The 18,705-nt window shown below is 39.9% G+C and carries 19 protein-coding genes and 1 riboswitch; of the genes, 6 read left to right on the top strand and 13 right to left on the bottom strand.

All coding sequences use genetic code 11. The annotated features are described in order from the left end of the window. Positions 1 to 195: 195 nt before the first annotated feature. The 8 genes from GPDM_RS03870 to GPDM_RS03835 all read right to left on the bottom strand — a co-directional run bounded on the left by GPDM_RS03870 (position 196) and on the right by GPDM_RS03835 (position 10,132). Positions 196 to 582, bottom strand: a complete 387-nt coding sequence (locus tag GPDM_RS03870) for an FxsA family protein (protein WP_008429135.1) — start codon at positions 580 to 582, stop codon at positions 196 to 198. A gap of 24 nt (positions 583 to 606) precedes the next feature. Next, a complete protein-coding gene (gene pyk, locus GPDM_RS03865) occupies positions 607 to 2,367 on the bottom strand; it encodes a pyruvate kinase (RefSeq protein WP_008429133.1) in 1,761 nt (586 codons plus the stop codon). A 24-nt stretch (positions 2,368 to 2,391) separates the two neighbouring features. Further along, positions 2,392 to 3,351: a 6-phosphofructokinase gene (gene pfkA, locus GPDM_RS03860; protein WP_008429132.1), complete on the bottom strand. Its 960-nt coding sequence runs from the start codon at positions 3,349 to 3,351 to the stop codon at positions 2,392 to 2,394. Positions 3,352 to 3,530: 179 nt separating this feature from the next. Next, a complete protein-coding gene (accA, locus tag GPDM_RS03855) occupies positions 3,531 to 4,499 on the bottom strand; it encodes an acetyl-CoA carboxylase carboxyl transferase subunit alpha (protein ID WP_008429130.1) in 969 nt (322 codons plus the stop codon). Beyond that, positions 4,492 to 5,364: an acetyl-CoA carboxylase, carboxyltransferase subunit beta gene (gene accD, locus GPDM_RS03850; RefSeq protein WP_008429128.1), complete on the bottom strand. Its 873-nt coding sequence runs from the start codon at positions 5,362 to 5,364 to the stop codon at positions 4,492 to 4,494. The genes accA and accD overlap by 8 nt, the downstream gene beginning before the upstream one ends. Beyond that, positions 5,348 to 5,998 carry a FadR/GntR family transcriptional regulator gene (locus GPDM_RS03845; RefSeq protein WP_008429126.1) on the bottom strand — a complete coding sequence of 217 codons (651 nt, stop codon included), beginning with the start codon at positions 5,996 to 5,998 and terminating at the stop codon, positions 5,348 to 5,350. The genes accD and GPDM_RS03845 overlap by 17 nt, the downstream gene beginning before the upstream one ends. A gap of 113 nt (positions 5,999 to 6,111) precedes the next feature. Continuing rightward, the gene (dnaE, locus tag GPDM_RS03840) at positions 6,112 to 9,174 is read right to left on the bottom strand and encodes a DNA polymerase III subunit alpha (protein ID WP_008429124.1); all 3,063 of its coding nucleotides are present in this window, start codon (positions 9,172 to 9,174) and stop codon (positions 6,112 to 6,114) included. Positions 9,175 to 9,187: 13 nt separating this feature from the next. Then, positions 9,188 to 10,132: a DHH family phosphoesterase gene (locus tag GPDM_RS03835; protein WP_008429122.1), complete on the bottom strand. Its 945-nt coding sequence runs from the start codon at positions 10,130 to 10,132 to the stop codon at positions 9,188 to 9,190. 92 nt (positions 10,133 to 10,224) lie between these two features. On the opposite strand from GPDM_RS03835, the gene GPDM_RS03830 reads away from it, so the two are divergent. Continuing rightward, positions 10,225 to 10,530, top strand: a complete 306-nt coding sequence (locus GPDM_RS03830) for a YtpI family protein (RefSeq protein WP_008429120.1) — start codon at positions 10,225 to 10,227, stop codon at positions 10,528 to 10,530. An 80-nt stretch (positions 10,531 to 10,610) separates the two neighbouring features. On the opposite strand, the gene GPDM_RS03825 is transcribed toward GPDM_RS03830, so the two are convergent. After that, positions 10,611 to 11,918, bottom strand: a complete 1,308-nt coding sequence (locus tag GPDM_RS03825) for a DRTGG domain-containing protein (RefSeq protein ID WP_039862854.1) — start codon at positions 11,916 to 11,918, stop codon at positions 10,611 to 10,613. Between the two features lie 290 nt (positions 11,919 to 12,208). After that, the gene (locus GPDM_RS03820) at positions 12,209 to 12,910 is read right to left on the bottom strand and encodes a metal-dependent hydrolase (RefSeq protein ID WP_008429116.1); all 702 of its coding nucleotides are present in this window, start codon (positions 12,908 to 12,910) and stop codon (positions 12,209 to 12,211) included. A 101-nt stretch (positions 12,911 to 13,011) separates the two neighbouring features. Here GPDM_RS03820 and GPDM_RS03815 point away from each other — a divergent pair, with 101 nt between their 5' ends. Beyond that, positions 13,012 to 14,109, top strand: a complete 1,098-nt coding sequence (locus tag GPDM_RS03815) for a M24 family metallopeptidase (RefSeq protein WP_008429114.1) — start codon at positions 13,012 to 13,014, stop codon at positions 14,107 to 14,109. 162 nt (positions 14,110 to 14,271) lie between these two features. Continuing rightward, positions 14,272 to 14,778 (top strand): universal stress protein, encoded by a 507-nt coding sequence (locus GPDM_RS03810; protein WP_008429112.1) that lies wholly within the window; start codon positions 14,272 to 14,274, stop codon positions 14,776 to 14,778. A 47-nt stretch (positions 14,779 to 14,825) separates the two neighbouring features. Here the strand turns inward: GPDM_RS03810 and GPDM_RS03805 are convergent, their stop codons facing one another. Further along, complete coding sequence (locus GPDM_RS03805; protein WP_008429110.1) at positions 14,826 to 15,764, bottom strand: NADP-dependent oxidoreductase; 939 nt, start codon at positions 15,762 to 15,764, stop codon at positions 14,826 to 14,828. A gap of 121 nt (positions 15,765 to 15,885) precedes the next feature. Further along, positions 15,886 to 15,929: riboswitch (PreQ1 riboswitch) on the top strand. Between the two features lie 6 nt (positions 15,930 to 15,935). On the opposite strand from GPDM_RS03805, the gene queC reads away from it, so the two are divergent. From queC to queE, 3 genes are read left to right on the top strand one after another with little or no spacing between them, the layout of a single operon-like run. Then, positions 15,936 to 16,601, top strand: a complete 666-nt coding sequence (queC, locus tag GPDM_RS03800) for a 7-cyano-7-deazaguanine synthase QueC (RefSeq protein ID WP_008429108.1) — start codon at positions 15,936 to 15,938, stop codon at positions 16,599 to 16,601. Further along, positions 16,598 to 17,023 (top strand): 6-carboxytetrahydropterin synthase QueD, encoded by a 426-nt coding sequence (queD, locus tag GPDM_RS03795; RefSeq protein WP_008429106.1) that lies wholly within the window; start codon positions 16,598 to 16,600, stop codon positions 17,021 to 17,023. Before queC ends, queD begins: the two co-directional genes overlap by 4 nt. Continuing rightward, the gene (gene queE / locus GPDM_RS03790) at positions 17,017 to 17,727 is read left to right on the top strand and encodes a 7-carboxy-7-deazaguanine synthase QueE (RefSeq protein ID WP_192806489.1); all 711 of its coding nucleotides are present in this window, start codon (positions 17,017 to 17,019) and stop codon (positions 17,725 to 17,727) included. The genes queD and queE overlap by 7 nt, the downstream gene beginning before the upstream one ends. Positions 17,728 to 17,822: 95 nt before the next feature. Here queE and GPDM_RS03785 read toward each other — a convergent pair whose 3' ends face one another. After that, a complete protein-coding gene (locus GPDM_RS03785; protein WP_008429102.1) occupies positions 17,823 to 18,164 on the bottom strand; it encodes a zinc ribbon domain-containing protein YjdM in 342 nt (113 codons plus the stop codon). Between the two features lie 92 nt (positions 18,165 to 18,256). Beyond that, positions 18,257 to 18,676, bottom strand: a complete 420-nt coding sequence (locus GPDM_RS03780; RefSeq protein ID WP_008429100.1) for a universal stress protein — start codon at positions 18,674 to 18,676, stop codon at positions 18,257 to 18,259. Positions 18,677 to 18,705 lie beyond the last annotated feature (29 nt).

The raw sequence follows: 18,705 nt of genomic DNA, 5'->3' as shown, positions 1-18,705 counted from the left end.
ACGATGTCATTTAAATCGCTCCTTCTTCAATATAGTTCATCATTCCAAAAAAAAATGCAGAATGATGGCTCATCTGCTTTTATGAACTTCTATTTTAACCTTACTAAGCTATTATAATCAACTTTGTACAGTTTGTGAATGAAAACGCTTATAGAATTTAAAATATCTAAAAAAAAACGAGGGAAACACCCGGAGTTATCCAACGATAACCCGGGTGTTTTTCATTTTTTTATGAATCATTCGATAAACAAACGGTTTATATATTTTTTGAGTTGGACTAAATAGCATTGTAAATCCTATGGCATCTGAGATAAACCCAGGCGTTAGCAATAGGACCCCTCCAACTAAAATAAATGCCGCATTTAATAATTGATCCCCAGGAGCCTGAAAACTATTCATTCCTGCTTGTATATCTTTTATTGCTTTAATTCCTTGTTTTTTGGCAAGAAAAGCACCCAGCAAACCAGTTGCTACGATAATTGCCATCGTCGCAAATAATCCAAGCTTGCTTCCTGCCCAAATTAGCAAAGCTAATTCAAGAGACGGTACAATAATTAAGGCTAGGAAAATCCATTTCATCATCTTGACCTGCCTCCTTATTATGAATTACAGAACGCTCGCATGGCCATGATAAACAATGCCTGATTCTGAATCCATTGTTACATCGTAATTATTCTTGATAAGTGAAGTGGCTTCTTTAACACCAACAATTACTGGGATTCCAAGACTTAACCCGACAACTGCTGCATGGCTCGTTAAGCCACCTTCTTCGGTAATAATACCTGCGCATTTGTTGATAGCTGGCATCATGTCACGATCTGTTCCAATAGTAACAATGATTTTGCCTTCCGTATCAACTGCTAAAGCTTCTTCTGCATTGCGAACAACGACTGTTTCAGCGAACGCGACTGTTTTGCCAATTCCTTGACCTTTTGCCAAGATATCGCCAATTACATGGACCTTCATCAAGTTCGTTGTTCCTGCATGTCCTACCGGAACACCTGCTGTGATCACAACAAGATCGCCATGTTTTACATAGCCGTGTTTCAAGCTCTCATCCACAGCTGTTTCTAACAATTCATCCGTAGATTCTACTGATGGGCCAATAATTGGCTGAACTCCCCAAACTAATGACAATTTACGAGCTGGACGATCTGAAGACGTTACTGCAATAATTGGTGCTCCTGGACGATATTTAGAAATCATTTTAGCTGTTGTGCCGCTCTCAGTTGGTGCAATAATCGCTTGTACTTTTAAGTTTAAAGCAGTGTAAGCAACAGCTTGACCAATAGCTTCGGTCATATTCGATTCTTTTTCTTTTCTTCTGTTTGAAACAATTTGCTTATAATTTAATGCAGCTTCAGTAGTGGCTGCGATACGGTCCATCGTTTCAACAGATTCAACTGGATAAATCCCTGCTGCCGTCTCACCAGAAAGCATAATCGCATCTGTTCCATCAAAAATCGCATTGGCAACATCGCTTGCTTCAGCACGCGTTGGACGCGGGTTACGTTGCATAGAATCTAGCATTTGTGTAGCAGTAATAACTGGTTTACCAGCACTATTACATTTATCGATCAATGATTTTTGAACTAATGGTACTTCTTCTGCAGGAATTTCTACGCCCAAATCGCCACGAGCAACCATCAAACCGTCAGAAACCATGATGATTTCGTCGATATTATCGACACCTTCGCGGTTTTCGATTTTCGGGATGATTTGGATATGTGATCCGTTATTCTTTTCAAGTAAACCACGGATCTCCATTACGTCTGAACTTCTTCTAACAAATGAAGCTGCAATAAAATCAACGTTTTGTTCAATACCGAACAAAATATCTTGTGCATCTTTATCTGTAATTCCTGGCAATTGAACCGATACTCCTGGAACGTTTACACCTTTTTTACTTTTTAATGTTCCAGCGTTTTCAACGATTGTGTGAATGATTCCATTTTCAGTATCCAAGCTTTCAACGCGTAATTCGATTAATCCATCATCTAACAAAATAATTGATCCGATATGGACATCTTCAATTAGTTGTTCATAAGTAATTGAAAAACGTTCAGCCGTACCAAGAACTTCCGTCATTGAAACTTCAAGTTTCTGACCCGTTTCCAATTCAATTGCATCGTTCTCCATTTGATGAGTACGAATTTCTGGACCTTTTGTATCTAACAAAACCCCAACAATTTTATCGGCTTTATCCGCAGCTTCGCGAATACGTTCAATGCGTAACGCATGTTCTTCATGGTTACCATGTGAAAAGTTTAAGCGGGCTACGTTCATCCCAGCTTCAATTAATCTTTCCAGCATTTCAGGTGATTCACTTGCCGGACCAATCGTACAAACAATCTTCGTTTTTCTCAATAAACTCACTCCATTTATGTTGTTTTAAATTGCTAACTCTTTGGACAATGTATATAAGCTCATATCAGCATTGTGTTCTGCAGTAAATGCTTCTGTCATATCATAGTCTACCACCTGGTGATTCTTCATGCCAATAGCTCGTCCTCCGATACCTTCAAGAAGAACTTCTACTGCACGCGCACCAAACAAACTTCCTAACACACGATCTCTTGCAGTTGGTGAGCCGCCACGTTGAATGTGACCAAGTACTGAAACGCGTGTTTCGATTTCTGCTTTTTCTTTAATAAGCGCTTTTAATTCATTACCACCCATAACGCCTTCTGCTACGATAATAATACTATGGCGCTTTCCACGTTTACGTCCTTTTTGTAAACGATCAATCATGTCATCAATGTCATAGCTCTCTTCAGGAATCAAAATGGTTTCTGCTCCACCTGCAAGACCTGCCCACAATGCCAAGTCTCCTGCATCACGACCCATTACTTCTACAATAAATGTCCGTTCGTGACTTGTTGCAGTGTCACGAATTTTATCGATTGCTTCAATGACCGTATTTAAAGCTGTATCAAATCCAATCGTATAGTCTGTTCCTGGAATGTCGTTGTCGATCGTCCCTGGAACTCCAACACAAGGGAATCCTCTTTTAGTCAAAGCCATTGCCCCGCGGTATGATCCATCTCCGCCAATAACTACTAAGCCTTCAAGGCCTTCTTTTTTCATTTGTTCAATCGCTTTTAATTGACCAGCTTCCGTACGGAATTCTTCACAACGTGCCGAGTACAACTTAGTTCCCCCACGTTGAATGATATCGCCCACATCGCCGGCTTCTAATTTTTTAATATTGCCTTCGATTAAACCTTGATAACCTGAATATACACCTGCAACTTCAACACCATGATAAATTGCTTTACGGACAACCGCGCGGACAGCTGCGTTCATTCCCGGCGAATCTCCTCCACTTGTTAATACTCCAATTTTTTTCATAATCATTATCCTCCTGCAGTCCATTTACTCTCCTAACCTTACCATGCCAGAGCCTTGCTGTCAGTCTTGAATCGCTTCTTCCATGTTAAGAATTCGGATCTTTTTTACATTTACTTTAAAGATATTGTTAACCCCATAATAATTTACTCAATCAAAAAAACCGCCGAAGCGGTTTTCTATCATTCGCTGAAGACACCAATTGATTTAAATTTTTTGTAGCGCTGCTCGATTAATTCTTCGGCCGACAAACCATTCAATTCTTCTAATGATCGTCTAATGGCTTCTGACATAATAGCCGCTTGTTTTTGCGGGTCGTGGTGAGCTCCACCGCGTACTTCCGGAATCATATGTTCAATGATGTTCATTTCTAACAAGTCAGGTGCCGTAATTTTCATCGCTTCTGCTGCAGTTTGCGCAAGAGCCGAATCTTTCCAAAGAATTGAAGCAGCTCCTTCTGGAGAAATAACCGAGAACGTTGAGTTTTCTAACATCAGGATTTGATTGCCTACACCTAACGCTAGTGCACCACCACTTCCACCTTCTCCAATCACGATAGATAGAACAGGCACTTCAAGTCCTGCCATTTCAACTAAATTACGTGCAATGGCTTCACTTTGACCACGTTCTTCGGCAGCTTTCCCAGGATATGCACCTTTTGTATCGATCAAACAAATAATCGGACGCTTGAATTTTTCAGCTTGTTTCATTAAACGCAATGCTTTCCGGTATCCTTCTGGATGTGGCATACCGAAATTCCGTCGAACATTTTCTTTTGTATCTTTGCCGCGCTGGTGCCCGATGATTGTGACTGGTTGACCGTTAAAAGACGCAATACCACTAACAATTGCTTCATCGTCTCCGTATAAACGATCTCCGTGTAATTCAATAAAATCATCAAAAATCATTGGTATGTAGTCCAAAGTTGTTGGTCGTTCTGGATGACGAGCCACTTGCACACGATCCCACGGCTTCATATTTTCGTATATTTCTTCTTCTAATTTAGAGAATCGATCTTCTAGAGATTTTATCTCCGAACTCAAATCCACTTCTGCAGTTGTCGTGTATTCTTTTAGCTCTGAAATTTTTGCACGCAACTGAATAAGCGGCTCTTCAAATGCTAAAGTTTTCTTTCCGTTTTTCTTAACCATTTGCGATAGCTCCTTTCGTGTGAAGGCGCACAATGGTCGCCAATGTTTGTTGCATTGAATCACGATGAACAACCGCGTCTAATTGCCCGTGTGCCAATAAAAACTCCGCTGTTTGGAAATCTTCAGGTAGTTTTTCACGTACGGTTTGCTCGATAACACGACGTCCCGCAAAGCCGATTAAGGCTTTTGGTTCCGCAATATTAATATCTCCAACTGAGGCAAAACTCGCTGACACTCCACCAGTCGTTGGGTGCGTTAAAACAGAAACAAAAAGTAAACCTTCATTGCTGTGACGTTTTAATGCAACACTTGTTTTCGCCATTTGCATTAATGACAACACGCCTTCTTGCATGCGGGCTCCACCACTTGCTGTGAAAATGATAAAGGGTAATTGACGTTCAGTTGCCGCTTCAATTGCACGAGTAATTTTCTCACCGACAACAGACCCCATTGAACCCATTCGGAAATGTGAATCCATTACAGCTAGAACAATACCTTGACCTTGTAATTTACCAGAGCCTGTCAAAACCGCTTCGTTTAAGCCTGTTTTCTCACTATCAGCTTGAACTTTTTCCGTATATCCCGGGAAACCAAGTGGATTTTCAGATTTCAAATGATCATCCATCGACTCAAAACTGCCAGCATCTAATAATATATTTATACGTTCATACGCCGTCATTTTAAAATGATGATCGCATTTAGGACAAACTTTTTTATTTTTCTCTAAATCTTTTGTTAATGTAATTTCTTTACATGATGGACACTTGGTCATCAATCCTTCTGGAACATCTTTTGCAGATTTTGAAGGCATGGTTGCTTCTTTTGCATCTTTGTTGCGCTTAAAAATATCACGTATTATTGCCATTGCTTATTCTCTCCTTTTTTAACCATTCACTCCAAGCCTGAAACTCTTGAATGGCTGTATCTGCGTCTTGTTGCTCTATTGCCAATAAGGTATTATTCATGAAGTCAATTTCCTCAGGTGAAACGGTTCCAGCATATGGATTTCCGCTATATTGTGTTAGTAAAAACCAGATTTTTAAAGACAATCGATTTCCAGAAAGAACCATCAATTCTCGGACAAAATCTTCACGTTGAAAACTTTCGTCTTGTAATCGCAAGCGAAAGCTGTCCCAAATTTTCATTTGGCTTTCTGTTTCACTTTTGCAAATCGCTTGAATAGCTGCAACTTCATGAAGCAAACGGGTTTCCCAAACATCTTCGTGCGAACGATTGTCCTGCAAGATAAACGTGGACAAGACTTCTACCAATTTATGGTTTCTATAATCAGACAAGAAGGTCCCTTCTCCTCTACGTGTTTCAATCAATCCTAGTAATTCAAGGCTGCGTAGCGCCTCACGTAAAGTGGAACGGCCCACTTGCATCTTTTCAGCCAATTCCCTTTCAGATGGAATACGGTCCCCCGGCTTGATTTTTTCTTGCCGGATCATATCACGAATGTCCCGTACTATATCCAAATATCGTTTAGATTGATTCATGATGGCCCCTCAGTTCCCATTTTTTTGAAAGTGGTCTGACCACTCATATTCTCTACAATACAAAAAAAACCATGCTACGTAAAGAAAAAACTGCTTTTCTTTTTGAAAAGCAGTCAGGTTTCTATATTTTTGCAAATAATTGCGATTTTGTGATTGCGATTTTCAACTAATCCTTGAATTTCAAGTGTGGCATGAGGTTCTAAAAGCAAGTTGAATTTGGCGTACTCTACCGGAAACAACGTAACAGAAGCTGGACCTGTTTCATCCATTAAAGTTAAGAATGCCATAGCATCTCCTTTTTTTGTTCGTATCCGTTTGATCTCCTCTATTACACCTAATACCTTTACCGATTCTCTGTCACGTTTTGACTTTAATGATTTAAGTGCATCGTACGATTTTTGTCGGTGTTCTTTTTCACGTTCAATCGGATGTTTAGACAAATAAAAGCCAAGCACGTCTTTTTCAAATTCAAGTTTTAAGTTTTCTGGCATCTCCGAAGCTTTTGTGTATTTGGGTTTCATAAAACTTGCGCCCATGTCATCAAACAAGCCCGGCTCGTCATTTGGTTTTACCAGTTCAGCGTGTTTAATTGCGCTATCTAGTGATGCCAAAATCACCCCGCGGTCATATCCAAATTCATCAAGAGCACCAGCTTTTATAAGTGGTTCAAACGATTTTCGGTTAAAATGTAAAGCCGAGATTCGTTCAGCAATATTAAATAAACCGGTGAATGGCCCTTCTTCGCGAGCAGCAAGTAAAGCTTTAATAGTTGTGCCCGGAACACCTTTCACGGCATTTAAACCAAATCTGATTTGTCCATCTTCTACTGAAAAAGTATGGCGACTTTTTTGGACTGATGGTGGAAGAATCGGGATTTTCTTTTCTTTGATTTCTTGCAGTAATTGCTTTGTTTTTTCGGCATTTCCAGCACTATTTGTTAATAAGCTGGTATAAAAATAAACGGGATAATGGGCTTTCATATAACTCAATTGGTAGGAGATCATACTATATGCTACCGCATGACTTTTCGGGAAGCCATAATCAGCAAAACGCACGATTAAATCATACACTTCCGCTGCTTCCGATTTAGTAAACCCTTTCGATGTTGCACCTAGCACAAAATGCTCGCGTTCTTCATCCAAAATCTCTCGTTTTTTCTTGCTGACTGCACGCCGTAATAAGTCAGCTTCACCAAGAGAAAATCCAGCCATCTTCGCAGCAATATGCATAATTTGTTCTTGATAAACGATAACCCCGTAAGTTTCACTTAAAATTGGTTCTAAAATCGGATGAATGTATTTCACCGTCTCTTGACCATGTTTTCGTCTTGCATACAACGGGATAAACTCCATCGGACCTGGACGGTATAACGCGTTAACTGCAACAATATCGCCAAAAGCAGTCGGTTGAATTTGCTGAAGCGCCTGGCGCATGCCATCAGATTCAAGCTGGAAGACACCTGTTGTATCTCCTGATGCCAATAATTTAAAGGTTTTTTCATCATCTAAAGGAATGTCACTGTAATTGATTTTTTGTTTTGTGCCCCAATAAACCAAGTTACGAATTTGTTCTAAAATGGTTAAATTACGAAGTCCCAGAAAATCCATCTTTAACAAGCCGATTGCTTCGAGTTCTTGCATTGGCCATTGCGTCAAATAAATGCCTTCGTGTCCTTTTTCGATCGGCACATGATTAACGAGTGGGGTGGGACTTAAAATCACACCTGCAGCGTGGGTAGAGGCATGTCTCGGAAGACCTTCCAATTTTAACGCAGTCTTAAACCAAGATTTACGCTCTTCTCGTTCAATAATCCAGTCATTAAACTTTGAAGACTCTTTTAAAGCTGAACGCAAAGTTGTACCGGGACGATTTGATATTAGTTTTGATATGGCTTCAAGTTCTTCTGCTTCAAAACCAAATACGCGGGCAGTATCTCGTGCTACCGCTTTTGCAGACAATGTACCAAAGGTAATAATTTGCGCAGTTCGAACAGCTCCGTATTTTTTTGCTACATAGTCCACCACTTCATGACGTCTATGATCAGCAAAATCAATATCGATATCTGGAAGCGTAACCCGTTCTGGATTTAAAAACCGTTCAAACAACAAACCATGTTCTATTGGATCGACATTTGTAATTTTTAATGAGTAAGCAACAAGTGAGCTCGCTGACGATCCACGGCCAGGTCCTGTCATGATATCTTGATCCTTGGCGTATTTCATAAAGTCCGCAACAATTAAAAAATAATCGATAAAACCCATTTTTGCGATAACCGATAACTCGTAATTTAACCGCTCTTGATAGTTTTCCGGAAATCTTGGTACTCGCTCTTTAAGCCCTGTCTTGCATAATTGTGCAATGTAACTTGCTTTATCTACTTGTTCTGATAACGGATAAACAGGCAGCAATTGTTGATTCATGGGGATAGTCACTCGACAGCTTTTTAACATGTTTGCAGTTTGTTGAACCCATTCGTTTCGGTCTGCGAACCACTCAAAAAACTCTTGTTGGCTTGGTACGTATGCGTTTGTATGTTCCGGCGTTTGTCTTTCTGGATCATTCATTTTGAGACCTTGTCCAATTGCGGAGGCTACTTCATAAGCAAAAGCATCTTGTTGATGCATATATCGAATTTCATGTGTTGCCATAATTGGAATTTCAAGTTGGGCACAAAGTTCAATAAAATCTGATTCGTACGCAGAGACTACCCCACCCGGACGTTCAATGCTCCCAAACGCTGCTTGGCCAAATAAACTTTTAATATAACCAATCACTAAACTGCGATCGGTCAAGAGCCATTCAGCTTTGTTTGGAATCACACAGATTAAGCCTTCCTTATACGCCTTTAACCATTGTTCAGGAATTGCTTCTTTGTCGCGAGTAGCTAGTGCACTCGAGATTTTCAGCAAATTGTCATAGCCTTTGTTTGACTGAGCATATAACACAACGGAATAATGCTGTTCTTCGTATTCGATAAAAGTTGAAAGGCCGACAACCCCATGGATGCCGGCACGGCGGCACGCTTCCCAAAATGGAAGCATGCCATATAATTTTGTATTGACGATTGCAACTGAACTAGCTCCTTGCTCCTTTAAAAACGGGAAAAGTTCGTCAAGGCGCACCGTGCTTTTCAGCAAATCAGCCGATGTGCTTATATGCGGATAAACCATTGACACTAGACTCTCCTCCTTAGTTTGCGGCTGCACAAATTTCTGCCAGGCGTTCGATTACACGATCAGCTTCTTCCCATGAATACGCTGTGGCACCAGAAGCCATTGGATGTCCGCCGCCACCAAATTCTTTCGCTAATGTGTTAATAACCGGTCCTTTTGAGCGCAAGCGAACACGAATTTCTTTTTCTTCTTCAATAAAGATAACCCAAGCTTTCATTCCTTTTACGTTGCCAAGTGAGCCCACTAATAAAGAAGTGTCCGAAGCCGTAACATTAAATTCTTTTAAAATGTCTTTCGTGATTTTTACATGCGCTGCACCATTTTCGTCCATTTTAAAGTTTTGGTACATATAACCTTGTAAATGCAATAATTTGCGGTCCATTTCGTACATTCCGTTGTGTAGCACGTTACGATCAAAATCATATTTGATCAATTCCCCTGCAACTGCAAAAGTTTTTTGAGTTGTGCTCGGAAATAAAAATCGACCCGTATCTCCAATAATTCCTGCGTACAACAATCGCGCAGCTTTTGCACTCATCGTCCAATTTTCATGTTTGTGGCCATATTCATAAAGCTCGTAAATGATTTCAGAAGCAGAACTAGCTGTCGTGTCCACGTAGATGATATCGCCATAGGCATCGTCATTTGGATGATGGTCAATTTTAATCAGCTTTGCACCCTTTTTATAACGCTGATCATCTACGCGGTCTGTATTTGCAGTGTCTGTAACGATGACTAAAGCTCCTTCAAAATCTTGATCTTCAACTAAATCCGGAAAATCCAGAAAATCCATTGTGTATTCATGCGTTCCTGCAGCTAAAATGCGCTTGTCTGGATAATTTTGCTCTAATAAATATTTCAAACCAAGTTGAGATCCGTACGCATCTGGATCTGGGCGCACATGACGATGAATAATAATAGTAGTGTATTGCTTAATTGTGTCGATGATTTGACTGTACATGTGTTAGTTCCTCCATTTATAAGGAAATCCATTCGCAATTTTACTCAATTCTCAGTACAATAAGTATGAGTTTTGGAATTCAGGAGGTCCTTATGTTAATTTTTGTAATTTTAATTATTGTATCATTTGTCATCTATTTTTATAATAAAACAAAACAATTTCGAACACGTACTGTTTTACCGATTCGAAAAAAATGGTATGCCGCCCGTGCTTCAATGGCATTAGGTAGTTTTGTAACTTTTTTTGGTATCAATCAACTATTTGTTTTTCAATCGACACTGACGTATATCATTTCTGGTATTTTCATCATACTCGGTTTAGCTTTAGTTTATTACAACTACAAAGCATCAAAACATTACCATGCTTTTCTTGAAGAAGAAGCAGATTTAAATCCTTAAGTCATATTAGAATTTCAGGCAACAGGTGCACTCGTCAAATGAGTGCACCTGTTGCCTTTTTTTATGTCGTCATTTCAGTATTAACGGTCTAGTAATTGGAACGTCAACATCGCTTTGCCAACAATTTCGTTTTCTAATGATACTTCAACATCAACTTTTGCCGACTTTCGACTAATATCCAAAATTTGCGGCCGAACTAAGACGAGTGCGTCTAATTGAACTGGTTTTAAAAAGTAAATGGACGCGTTTTCTAACACGCTGTCTTTACGATTTTTTGTTTTCAGAATTGCTGACGCAGCTTCAGTTAAAATCATTGTATAAGCCGCATGTGAAATCGATCCATAAGCATTGGTCATTTGAGGTGTCACACGAAACTCCAAAATCAATTGATCGCTAATTTGCTGATGAAGTTGACTCTTGATAATGTCATCAATGGTTTCACCTTGCTGAGGTTGACGTTGAGCGGTCTGAATCGCTTTTAATACATCTTGTCGACTGATAACCCCTTTTAACTTTCCGTGATCGTCGGCGACCGGCATTAAATCAATGCCTTCCCAAATCATTCGATGTCCTGCAGCTGCCACACTCGTCTGCATAGAGACAGTTAACGGATCTTTAGTCATTACTTTCTCCACTAATTCTGAAGCAGAATGACCAATTACGTCACGTGATGTAATAATCCCAACTAGCTTGTTCGTATGATCAATTACGGGAAAACCGCCATGAGTTGTTTCTTCATTTAACTCATGGTATCGACTGATGGGCTCTTTATGATGTAAATGTGCTGTTCCTTCTAACGGGATTAATATATCTTCAATTAACAAAATCTCTTTTTTGATCAATTGATCGTAAATTGCTCGGTTAATCATTGTCGCTACCGTGAAGGTATCATAGCTCGTTGAGATAACAGGGAGTTCAAATTCATCCGCCAACTTTTTCACTTGATCTGCAGCTTCAAAGCCTCCAGTCACAAGTACTGCCGCACCGGCGCGAAGTGCATATTCATGTGCTTTATACCGGTTACCCACAATCAGTAAATTCCCCGCTTCCGTATAACGCATCATGTCTTCTAATTGCATTGCCCCAATTACAAATTTGTTCAATGATTTGTGCAATCCTGCTCTACCGCCTAGTACTTGTCCATCAACAATATTAACAATCTCAGCGTATGTAAGTCGTTCAATATTTTCCTTCTTTTTGCGTTCGATTCGAATAGTCCCAACACGTTCTATCGTCGACACTAACCGCTTTGTTTCTGCTTCTTTAATCGCTCGGTAAGCCGTTCCTTCACTTACTTGCAAATCTTTTGCAATGCGCCGCACTGAAATTTTCTCACCTACGGCTAAAGTCTCAATATACGCTAATATTTGTTCATGTTTAGTCGCCATGATTTCACCCATTCTTTCTACGTTCCTATATCTTCTAGTGTAGCATAACTTACGAAAAGTTGAGAGGACCGTTTAGTCTCGACAGGCATAAGACGCACCGGCGAAGTGGCGCTCTTTGCCACACAGCTGGGGTGACTTATGTCCCGAGAGACTGGTCCTCGAAACTAGACATGAAGAAAAGTTGAGAGGACCGTTTCGTTCTCGACAGGCATAAAGAATTTCAAAAAGACCCATGAAAAGCTCTCGCTTTTCATGGGTCTTTACTGCTAATTATTACTACTGACCGCTTGTTAGCGTTTCGTAGAAGCAGACGCTAAATCTACACTTTCACCTGGTTGTAAAATGTTTACTTGAACATCTTTTACTAATGACTTGAAATGCTCAGGATCTTGCTCAATAGGTGGGAATGTATTGAAATGAATTGGCACTACCATTTTTGGTTTTAATAATTCGACGGCATAGGCTGCGTCTTCTGGTCCCATCGTGAAATAATCTCCAATCGGTACAAATGCTACATCAATATCATTTCGTTCGCCCAAAATTTTCATGTCTCCAAATACTTCTGTATCGCCCGCATGATAGATTGTTTTGCCTTCTGCTTGGAACAAAATCCCAGCAGGCATACCACCATAAACAACTTCTCCTTCATCCGTTGTGAAAGAAGAGCTATGGAAAGCTTTTGTAAACTTTACTACTCCAAAGTCAAATTTATGCGCGCCGCCCAAATTCATACCGACAGCATCTACACCTTGACTGCTTAAATAATTAGCTAGTTCAACTGGCGCGATTACTTGTGCGTTATTGTTTTTTGCCAGCTCAACCGTGTCCCCAACATGATCGTTATGCGCATGCGTTAATAAAATAGCATCTGGTTTTTCGTCTGCTACCTTCAAGTCCGTAAGTTTGTTTCCACTAATAAATGGATCAATTAAAATCGTAAATTCACCTGTTTTAATTTTGACAACAGAATGACCGTGATATGAAACGTGCATAATATCCCTCCAGTAAGTTTTGAAAATTCTACCTCTAGCTTTCATAGCTGTATTATACCCTGATTTTTGATATGCTACACATGTAGAGGAGGAATATACATATGAACAAAATTAAGCAATTGCAGAACTATTTAAAAGAACAATCAGTTGACGCGGCGTTTATTACAGATCCTTATAATGTTTTTTACGTTAGCGGTTTCAAGAGCAATCCTCATGAACGTTTATTAGGCGTTATGGTGTTTGCAGAAGCTGACCCATTTCTCATTTGTCCGAAAATGGAAATTCCAGATGCGAAAAATGCAGGCTGGGCTGGCGAAGTGGTAGGTCACGAAGATACGCAAAATTCAATGGAAATTTTGTATCAAACAGCTCTTTCGCGTGGAGTTGACTTAAAAACAATGGCTGTTGAAAAAGCGCATATGACTGTGGAACGTTATGAATCACTTTTGTCATTTTTCGGCTCTCTTTCAATCACTCAATTGGATGAGCAATTAAATGCCATGCGTGTGATAAAAGACGATGCAGAACTACAAATATTAAGAGAAGCTGCTGCATTGGCTGACTATGCTATTGAAGTAGCTGCTCGAACGATTAAAGAAGGCATTACTGAAATTGAAGTTATGACAGAAATCGAATTGGCTTTGAAAAAACGTGGCGTTACGCACATGTCATTTGATACCACTGTGTTAACTGGCGATCGCGCAGCTTCACCTCATGGTAAAACTGGCGAATACAAGCTTAAACACGGAGATTTAGTTTTGTTTGATCTTGGTGTGGTTCACAAAGGCTATTGCTCAGATATTACCCGTACATTAGCACTTGGTGAACCGAATGAAGAACAAAAAGAAGTATATGATATTGTATATCGTTCTGAAATGGCTGCTCTTGAAGCGGTTAAACCAGGTGTAACGGCAGCTGAACTTGATCAGATTTCACGTAAAGTGATCGCAGATGCGGGATATGGTGACTATTTTACTCATCGCCTAGGACACGGTCTTGGAATTGATGTTCATGAGTTCCCTTCAATTCATGGACAAAACACAATGAAAATGGAAAAAGGTATGGTTTTCACACTAGAGCCTGGGATTTATGTTCCAGGAAAAGTTGGTGTCCGCATTGAAGACGATGTAGCTGTAACAGCTGACGGTTATGAAGTGTTAACAAAATATCCAAAAGAACTTCAAATTATTAATAACTAACTACAAAAGCGGCGTTGGAATTTTTCCAACGCCACTTTTTTTACAATAAGGATAATATTTCGTAAATTAGACAAAAAATTCAGCAAATTCACTTCAATTTAGCAGGAACTCTTTCTTTTATAGCGAATGAGTACCTATAGACAGACGAAGGAGGAATGTAAGATGACATTAAAATACAGTCAAATTCTTGTAGCGGTAGACGGTTCTAAAGAAGCAGAGTGGGCATTTAAAAAATCAGTGGGTATTGCGGAGCGAAACAACGCCACATTAAACTTAGTCAATGTAATCGATACGCGTTCGTTTGCTGCAATCGAGGCTTATGATCGCTCTATTGCTGACCGTGCACAAAAGTTCGCCGAAGATTTATTGGAAGAGTATAAAAAAGAGGCGTTAGCTGGTGGGGTTGAAAAAGTGAATATTGTCGTCGATTACGGCTCTCCCAAATCAATGATTTCTAGAGATTTAGCTCAAAAAGTTGAAGCTGATTTAATCATTTGTGGTGCGACAGGCCTGAATGCAGTTGAACGCTTCCTAATTGGCAGTGTATCTGAACATATTGTTCGTTCTGCAAAATGTGATGTATTGGTCGTTCGTACGGAAGAAGCCCAGGACGATGCCCCAACCGAATATTATTCAGCTGACAAAGCTGGAAAACCTGATAACTTTTAAATGCCATTGAAAAAATCCTTTCGCTAATGTGAAAGGATTTTTTTATTTTATGATTTTAGTTTGATGATAATTTTTCCGCGGGCATGGTGCGTTTCGCTCAATTCGTGAGCGTCTCTAACCCCTTGCTCCGAGAAATCAAAAACATGACCAATTGTTGGTTTTAATTCGCCAGATATGAAAAGATTAGCCAGTTGATGCAATTGTGCACCATTTGGCTCTAGCCAATAACTTGTAGCATGTACTCCATGTTCTTCGGCTTGTTCAGAAGATGGTTCTCCCGCAATGGAAATTAGCTTACCGCCTTTTTTCAACACTCTAAAACTTTTCTCCAACACTTCACCGCCCATGGTATCTAAAACGGCATCAAAATTCTCCAGTAATTCACTAAAATCTTCTTCACTATAGTTAATCACACGGTTTGCGCCTAAAGATTTAACCAATTCGTCATTGATATCACTTGCAGTCGTTGCTACGTATGCCCCGATACTATTAGCTATTTGAATAGCCATCGTCCCCACTCCACCAGCTCCTGCATGAATTAGGACTTTCTCTCCTTTTTTCACATTCGCAAAGCCAACAATACATTGATAAGCTGTCAGTCCTGCCAATGGAATTGCTGCACCTTCTTCAAATGTCATGCTTTCAGGCATGTGCGCAAGTAAGTTTGCTTCTACTGGTACAAACTCCGCATAAGTTCCTTGGCGGGTTGTCGCAGGCCTTGCAAAGACACGTTGTCCTACTTTGAAGTGCTTAACGTTTGATCCAACCTCAGCAACTACGCCTGCCAAATCCCATCCTAAGATAATTGGAAATTCCCAAGGTAGCATATCTTTTAAATAGCCTTCACGTAGCTTCCAATCAATTTGATTGACCGAAGTGGCATAAACTTCAACAAGCACTTGATCTTCCGTAATAGATGGCTTCTCGATTTCTCGCTCAACTAATTGCTCTCTGCCACCGTAGTTATCAATAACAATTGCTTTCATCTCGGACCTCCCCTTTCGTTGTTATATAAATATACCCTCTTTCAAGAAATTGTATACCTATTGTAGATGATATTCGCAGTCTTCTTTTTACGCGTGGATATGTTATTATTAATCCTGTTCGTTTAAAGAGGTTCGCAAACTCCCTCTCTAAAAAACTAAGGAGTGTATTAAATGAAGAACGAAAAAGCAGTCGTCGTTTTTAGCGGCGGCCAAGACAGTACCACTTGCCTATTTTGGGCGATTAAAAACTTTAAAGAAGTTGCAACAGTCACTTTTGATTATGGCCAACGCCATTCTGCTGAAATTGAATGTGCTCGAAAAATCGCTGATGAACTTGGAGTCCTTTTTAAAGTACTAGACATGACGTTGATCAATCAACTATCTGCCAATGCTTTAACTCGAGATGATATTGAAGTAACAGCTGAAGAAGGCGAACTTCCTTCTACATTTGTGCCTGGTCGAAATCTCTTATTTTTATCTTTTGCAGCTGTTTATGCAGATGCAATCGGTTCGAGGCATTTAATCACAGGTGTTAGTCAAACAGATTTTAGTGGCTACCCAGATTGCCGTGATACGTTTATCCGTTCATTGAATGTCACATTAAATTTGTCGATGGACAAACAATTCATTATTCATACTCCATTGATGTGGCTCGACAAAGCAGATGTATGGGAACTTTCCGATACACTGGGCGCACTTGATTTTGTTCAAGAAAAAACATTAACTTGTTATAACGGTATTCCAAGCACTGGTTGTGGCGAATGCCCAGCTTGCCAATTACGCAACGAGGGCCTTGCACGCTACCAAGCGAAAAAATCGGCAGGTGCGATGACATGATGCAACAATTTTATCCACCGGTTTCACATAATTATCAATTTGAGCTTAACAAAGACATGCATTTTTCCGCCGCACACTTTATACCCAGTGAAGATGCCGGAAAATGCAAAGTGATGCACGGGCATACGTACCACCTCAATATTACCATTGGTGGTAACGAGCTCGATTCCATTGGTTTTCTTATCGACTTTAAATTATTGAAAGAATTGATCCATAAAAAGTATGATCATAGTGTATTAAATGACCATCCTGAATTTACAAATAAATTCCCAACAACTGAACTTCTTGCTCAGCAAGTATGGCAATCGATTCAAACAATGCTACAAGCAACAACTAATCGACCAAATTGCCTGCAAGTTATTGTTCGTGAAACACCGACAAGCTATGTTGTTTACCGTCCACGTCAGGAGGATTTATCATGAAAATTCCGGTAATGGAAATATTCGGTCCAACTGTTCAAGGCGAAGGCATGGTGATGGGCCAAAAAACGATGTTTGTTCGCACAGCAGGTTGCGACTATTCGTGCTCTTGGTGTGATTCCAAATTTACTTGGGACGGCACTGGGACAAGCGTTTCGAAACAACCAGCTGATATTATCGAAGAGTTAATCCACATAGGTGGCAGTAATTTTTCACATGTTACAATATCAGGCGGAAACCCAGCGCTGCATAAAGGAATTGGCGAACTAGTCGACCTTTGTCATCAGCAAGGTTGGAAAGTGGCAGTCGAAACGCAAGCTTCTATTTGGCAAGAATGGATGCCAACCATCGACGACATTACCTTGTCACCAAAACCACCTAGTTCTGGCATGAAGACTGATTTTGCGAAACTGGATTTGTTTTTGGAGAAACTGCAAACTGCCAATGTTAGTTTGAAAGTTGTTATTTTTGATCAAGATGATTTTTCTTATGCTGAATTCCTTCACCAGCGTTATCCACATGTTCCCTTCTTTTTACAAACAGGGAATGACGATACGGTTACAACAGACGATGCGAAACTCGTGTCAAACTTACTAGAGCGCTATGAACAACTCATCGATTATCATGTGCAATCTCCAATCATGAACGATGCGAAGGTGTTGCCACAATTGCACACTTTAGTATGGGGCAATAAACGCGGCGTTTAATAGATTTGTCATCAATCATGCCAATGTCAAATCACACAACAATTATTTGTAAAAAAAGGGTGTTGGAATAAATTTATTCCAACACCCTTTTTATTTTATGCTTTTTTCACAAATTCTGATTTTAACTTCATTGGACCAAAGCCATCGATCTTACAATCAATGTCATGATCACCATCAACTAGTCGAATACTTTTTACTTTTGTACCAATTTTCAATGTTGATGAGCTGCCTTTAACTTTCAAGTCTTTAATAACTGTAACTGCATCGCCATCTTTTAAAATCGACCCATTTGCATCTTTCACAACTTTTGCTTCTTCAACTTGTTCAGCCTCAGCAATTAAGCTCCATTCGTGCGCACACTCAGGGCACACCAACATATTCCCATCTTCATAAGTATATTCTGAATTACATTTAGGACAGTTTGGTAATGTTTCCATGTTCTCCTCCACTTGGCCTACCTGTACATCAAGGAATAATAAGACCATTCTTTTTCTTCATTATACCAGAATTCCAGACAGCCTAGCGGAGCTTATTTAACAACTAACACTGGACAATTTGAATGATTTACAACTTTTTGACTAACTCCACCAAGTAATATTTTTGAAACGGGGTTTAATCCGCGGCTTCCGATAACTACTAAATCAAATTCGCCATCGTTAGCCATTTCAATAATGACCGGGGCCGGACGACCATGCATCACTTCGATTTTATAAAACGTTTCATTTAATTCAAGCTGTTCTCTAATTGATTGAACCTTTTTCTTTCGTGACAACTCAAATTCAAGTTGACCTCCATCATGCACTTTCTCTTGACTGTCTTCGTCAAAATCAGAAACATAGACAACCGTCACTTCTGTATCTTTACTCATGGTAGCCAACTGTGCAGCGTGTTTGCCTGCTCGCTTCGAATTTTCGGAACCATCTACGGCGACTAAAATCTTTTTATACATTTTCTCCACCCCTTCGACTATTTTCCGCG

The organism is Planococcus donghaensis MPA1U2, from assembly GCF_000189395.1.
Lineage (GTDB): Bacteria > Bacillota > Bacilli > Bacillales_A > Planococcaceae > Planococcus > Planococcus donghaensis_B.
The sequence above is the reverse complement of the archived record's forward strand: the minus strand, read 5'-3'. Positions and strand labels throughout refer to the sequence as shown.

Coding starts and splice junctions, on each gene's coding strand:
- GPDM_RS03870 (WP_008429135.1), bottom strand. CDS start 582: ATGATGAAATGGATTTTCCTAGCCTTAATTATTGTACCGTCTCTTGAA.
- pfkA (WP_008429132.1), bottom strand. CDS start 3,351: ATGAAAAAAATTGGAGTATTAACAAGTGGAGGAGATTCGCCGGGAATG.
- accA (WP_008429130.1), bottom strand. CDS start 4,499: ATGGTTAAGAAAAACGGAAAGAAAACTTTAGCATTTGAAGAGCCGCTT.
- accD (WP_008429128.1), bottom strand. CDS start 5,364: ATGGCAATAATACGTGATATTTTTAAGCGCAACAAAGATGCAAAAGAA.
- GPDM_RS03845 (WP_008429126.1), bottom strand. CDS start 5,998: ATGAATCAATCTAAACGATATTTGGATATAGTACGGGACATTCGTGAT.
- GPDM_RS03835 (WP_008429122.1), bottom strand. CDS start 10,132: ATGTACAGTCAAATCATCGACACAATTAAGCAATACACTACTATTATT.
- GPDM_RS03830 (WP_008429120.1), top strand. CDS start 10,225: ATGTTAATTTTTGTAATTTTAATTATTGTATCATTTGTCATCTATTTT.
- GPDM_RS03825 (WP_039862854.1), bottom strand. CDS start 11,918: ATGGCGACTAAACATGAACAAATATTAGCGTATATTGAGACTTTAGCC.
- GPDM_RS03820 (WP_008429116.1), bottom strand. CDS start 12,910: ATGCACGTTTCATATCACGGTCATTCTGTTGTCAAAATTAAAACAGGT.
- GPDM_RS03815 (WP_008429114.1), top strand. CDS start 13,012: ATGAACAAAATTAAGCAATTGCAGAACTATTTAAAAGAACAATCAGTT.
- GPDM_RS03810 (WP_008429112.1), top strand. CDS start 14,272: ATGACATTAAAATACAGTCAAATTCTTGTAGCGGTAGACGGTTCTAAA.
- GPDM_RS03805 (WP_008429110.1), bottom strand. CDS start 15,764: ATGAAAGCAATTGTTATTGATAACTACGGTGGCAGAGAGCAATTAGTT.
- queC (WP_008429108.1), top strand. CDS start 15,936: ATGAAGAACGAAAAAGCAGTCGTCGTTTTTAGCGGCGGCCAAGACAGT.
- queD (WP_008429106.1), top strand. CDS start 16,598: ATGATGCAACAATTTTATCCACCGGTTTCACATAATTATCAATTTGAG.
- GPDM_RS03785 (WP_008429102.1), bottom strand. CDS start 18,164: ATGGAAACATTACCAAACTGTCCTAAATGTAATTCAGAATATACTTAT.
- GPDM_RS03780 (WP_008429100.1), bottom strand. CDS start 18,676: ATGTATAAAAAGATTTTAGTCGCCGTAGATGGTTCCGAAAATTCGAAG.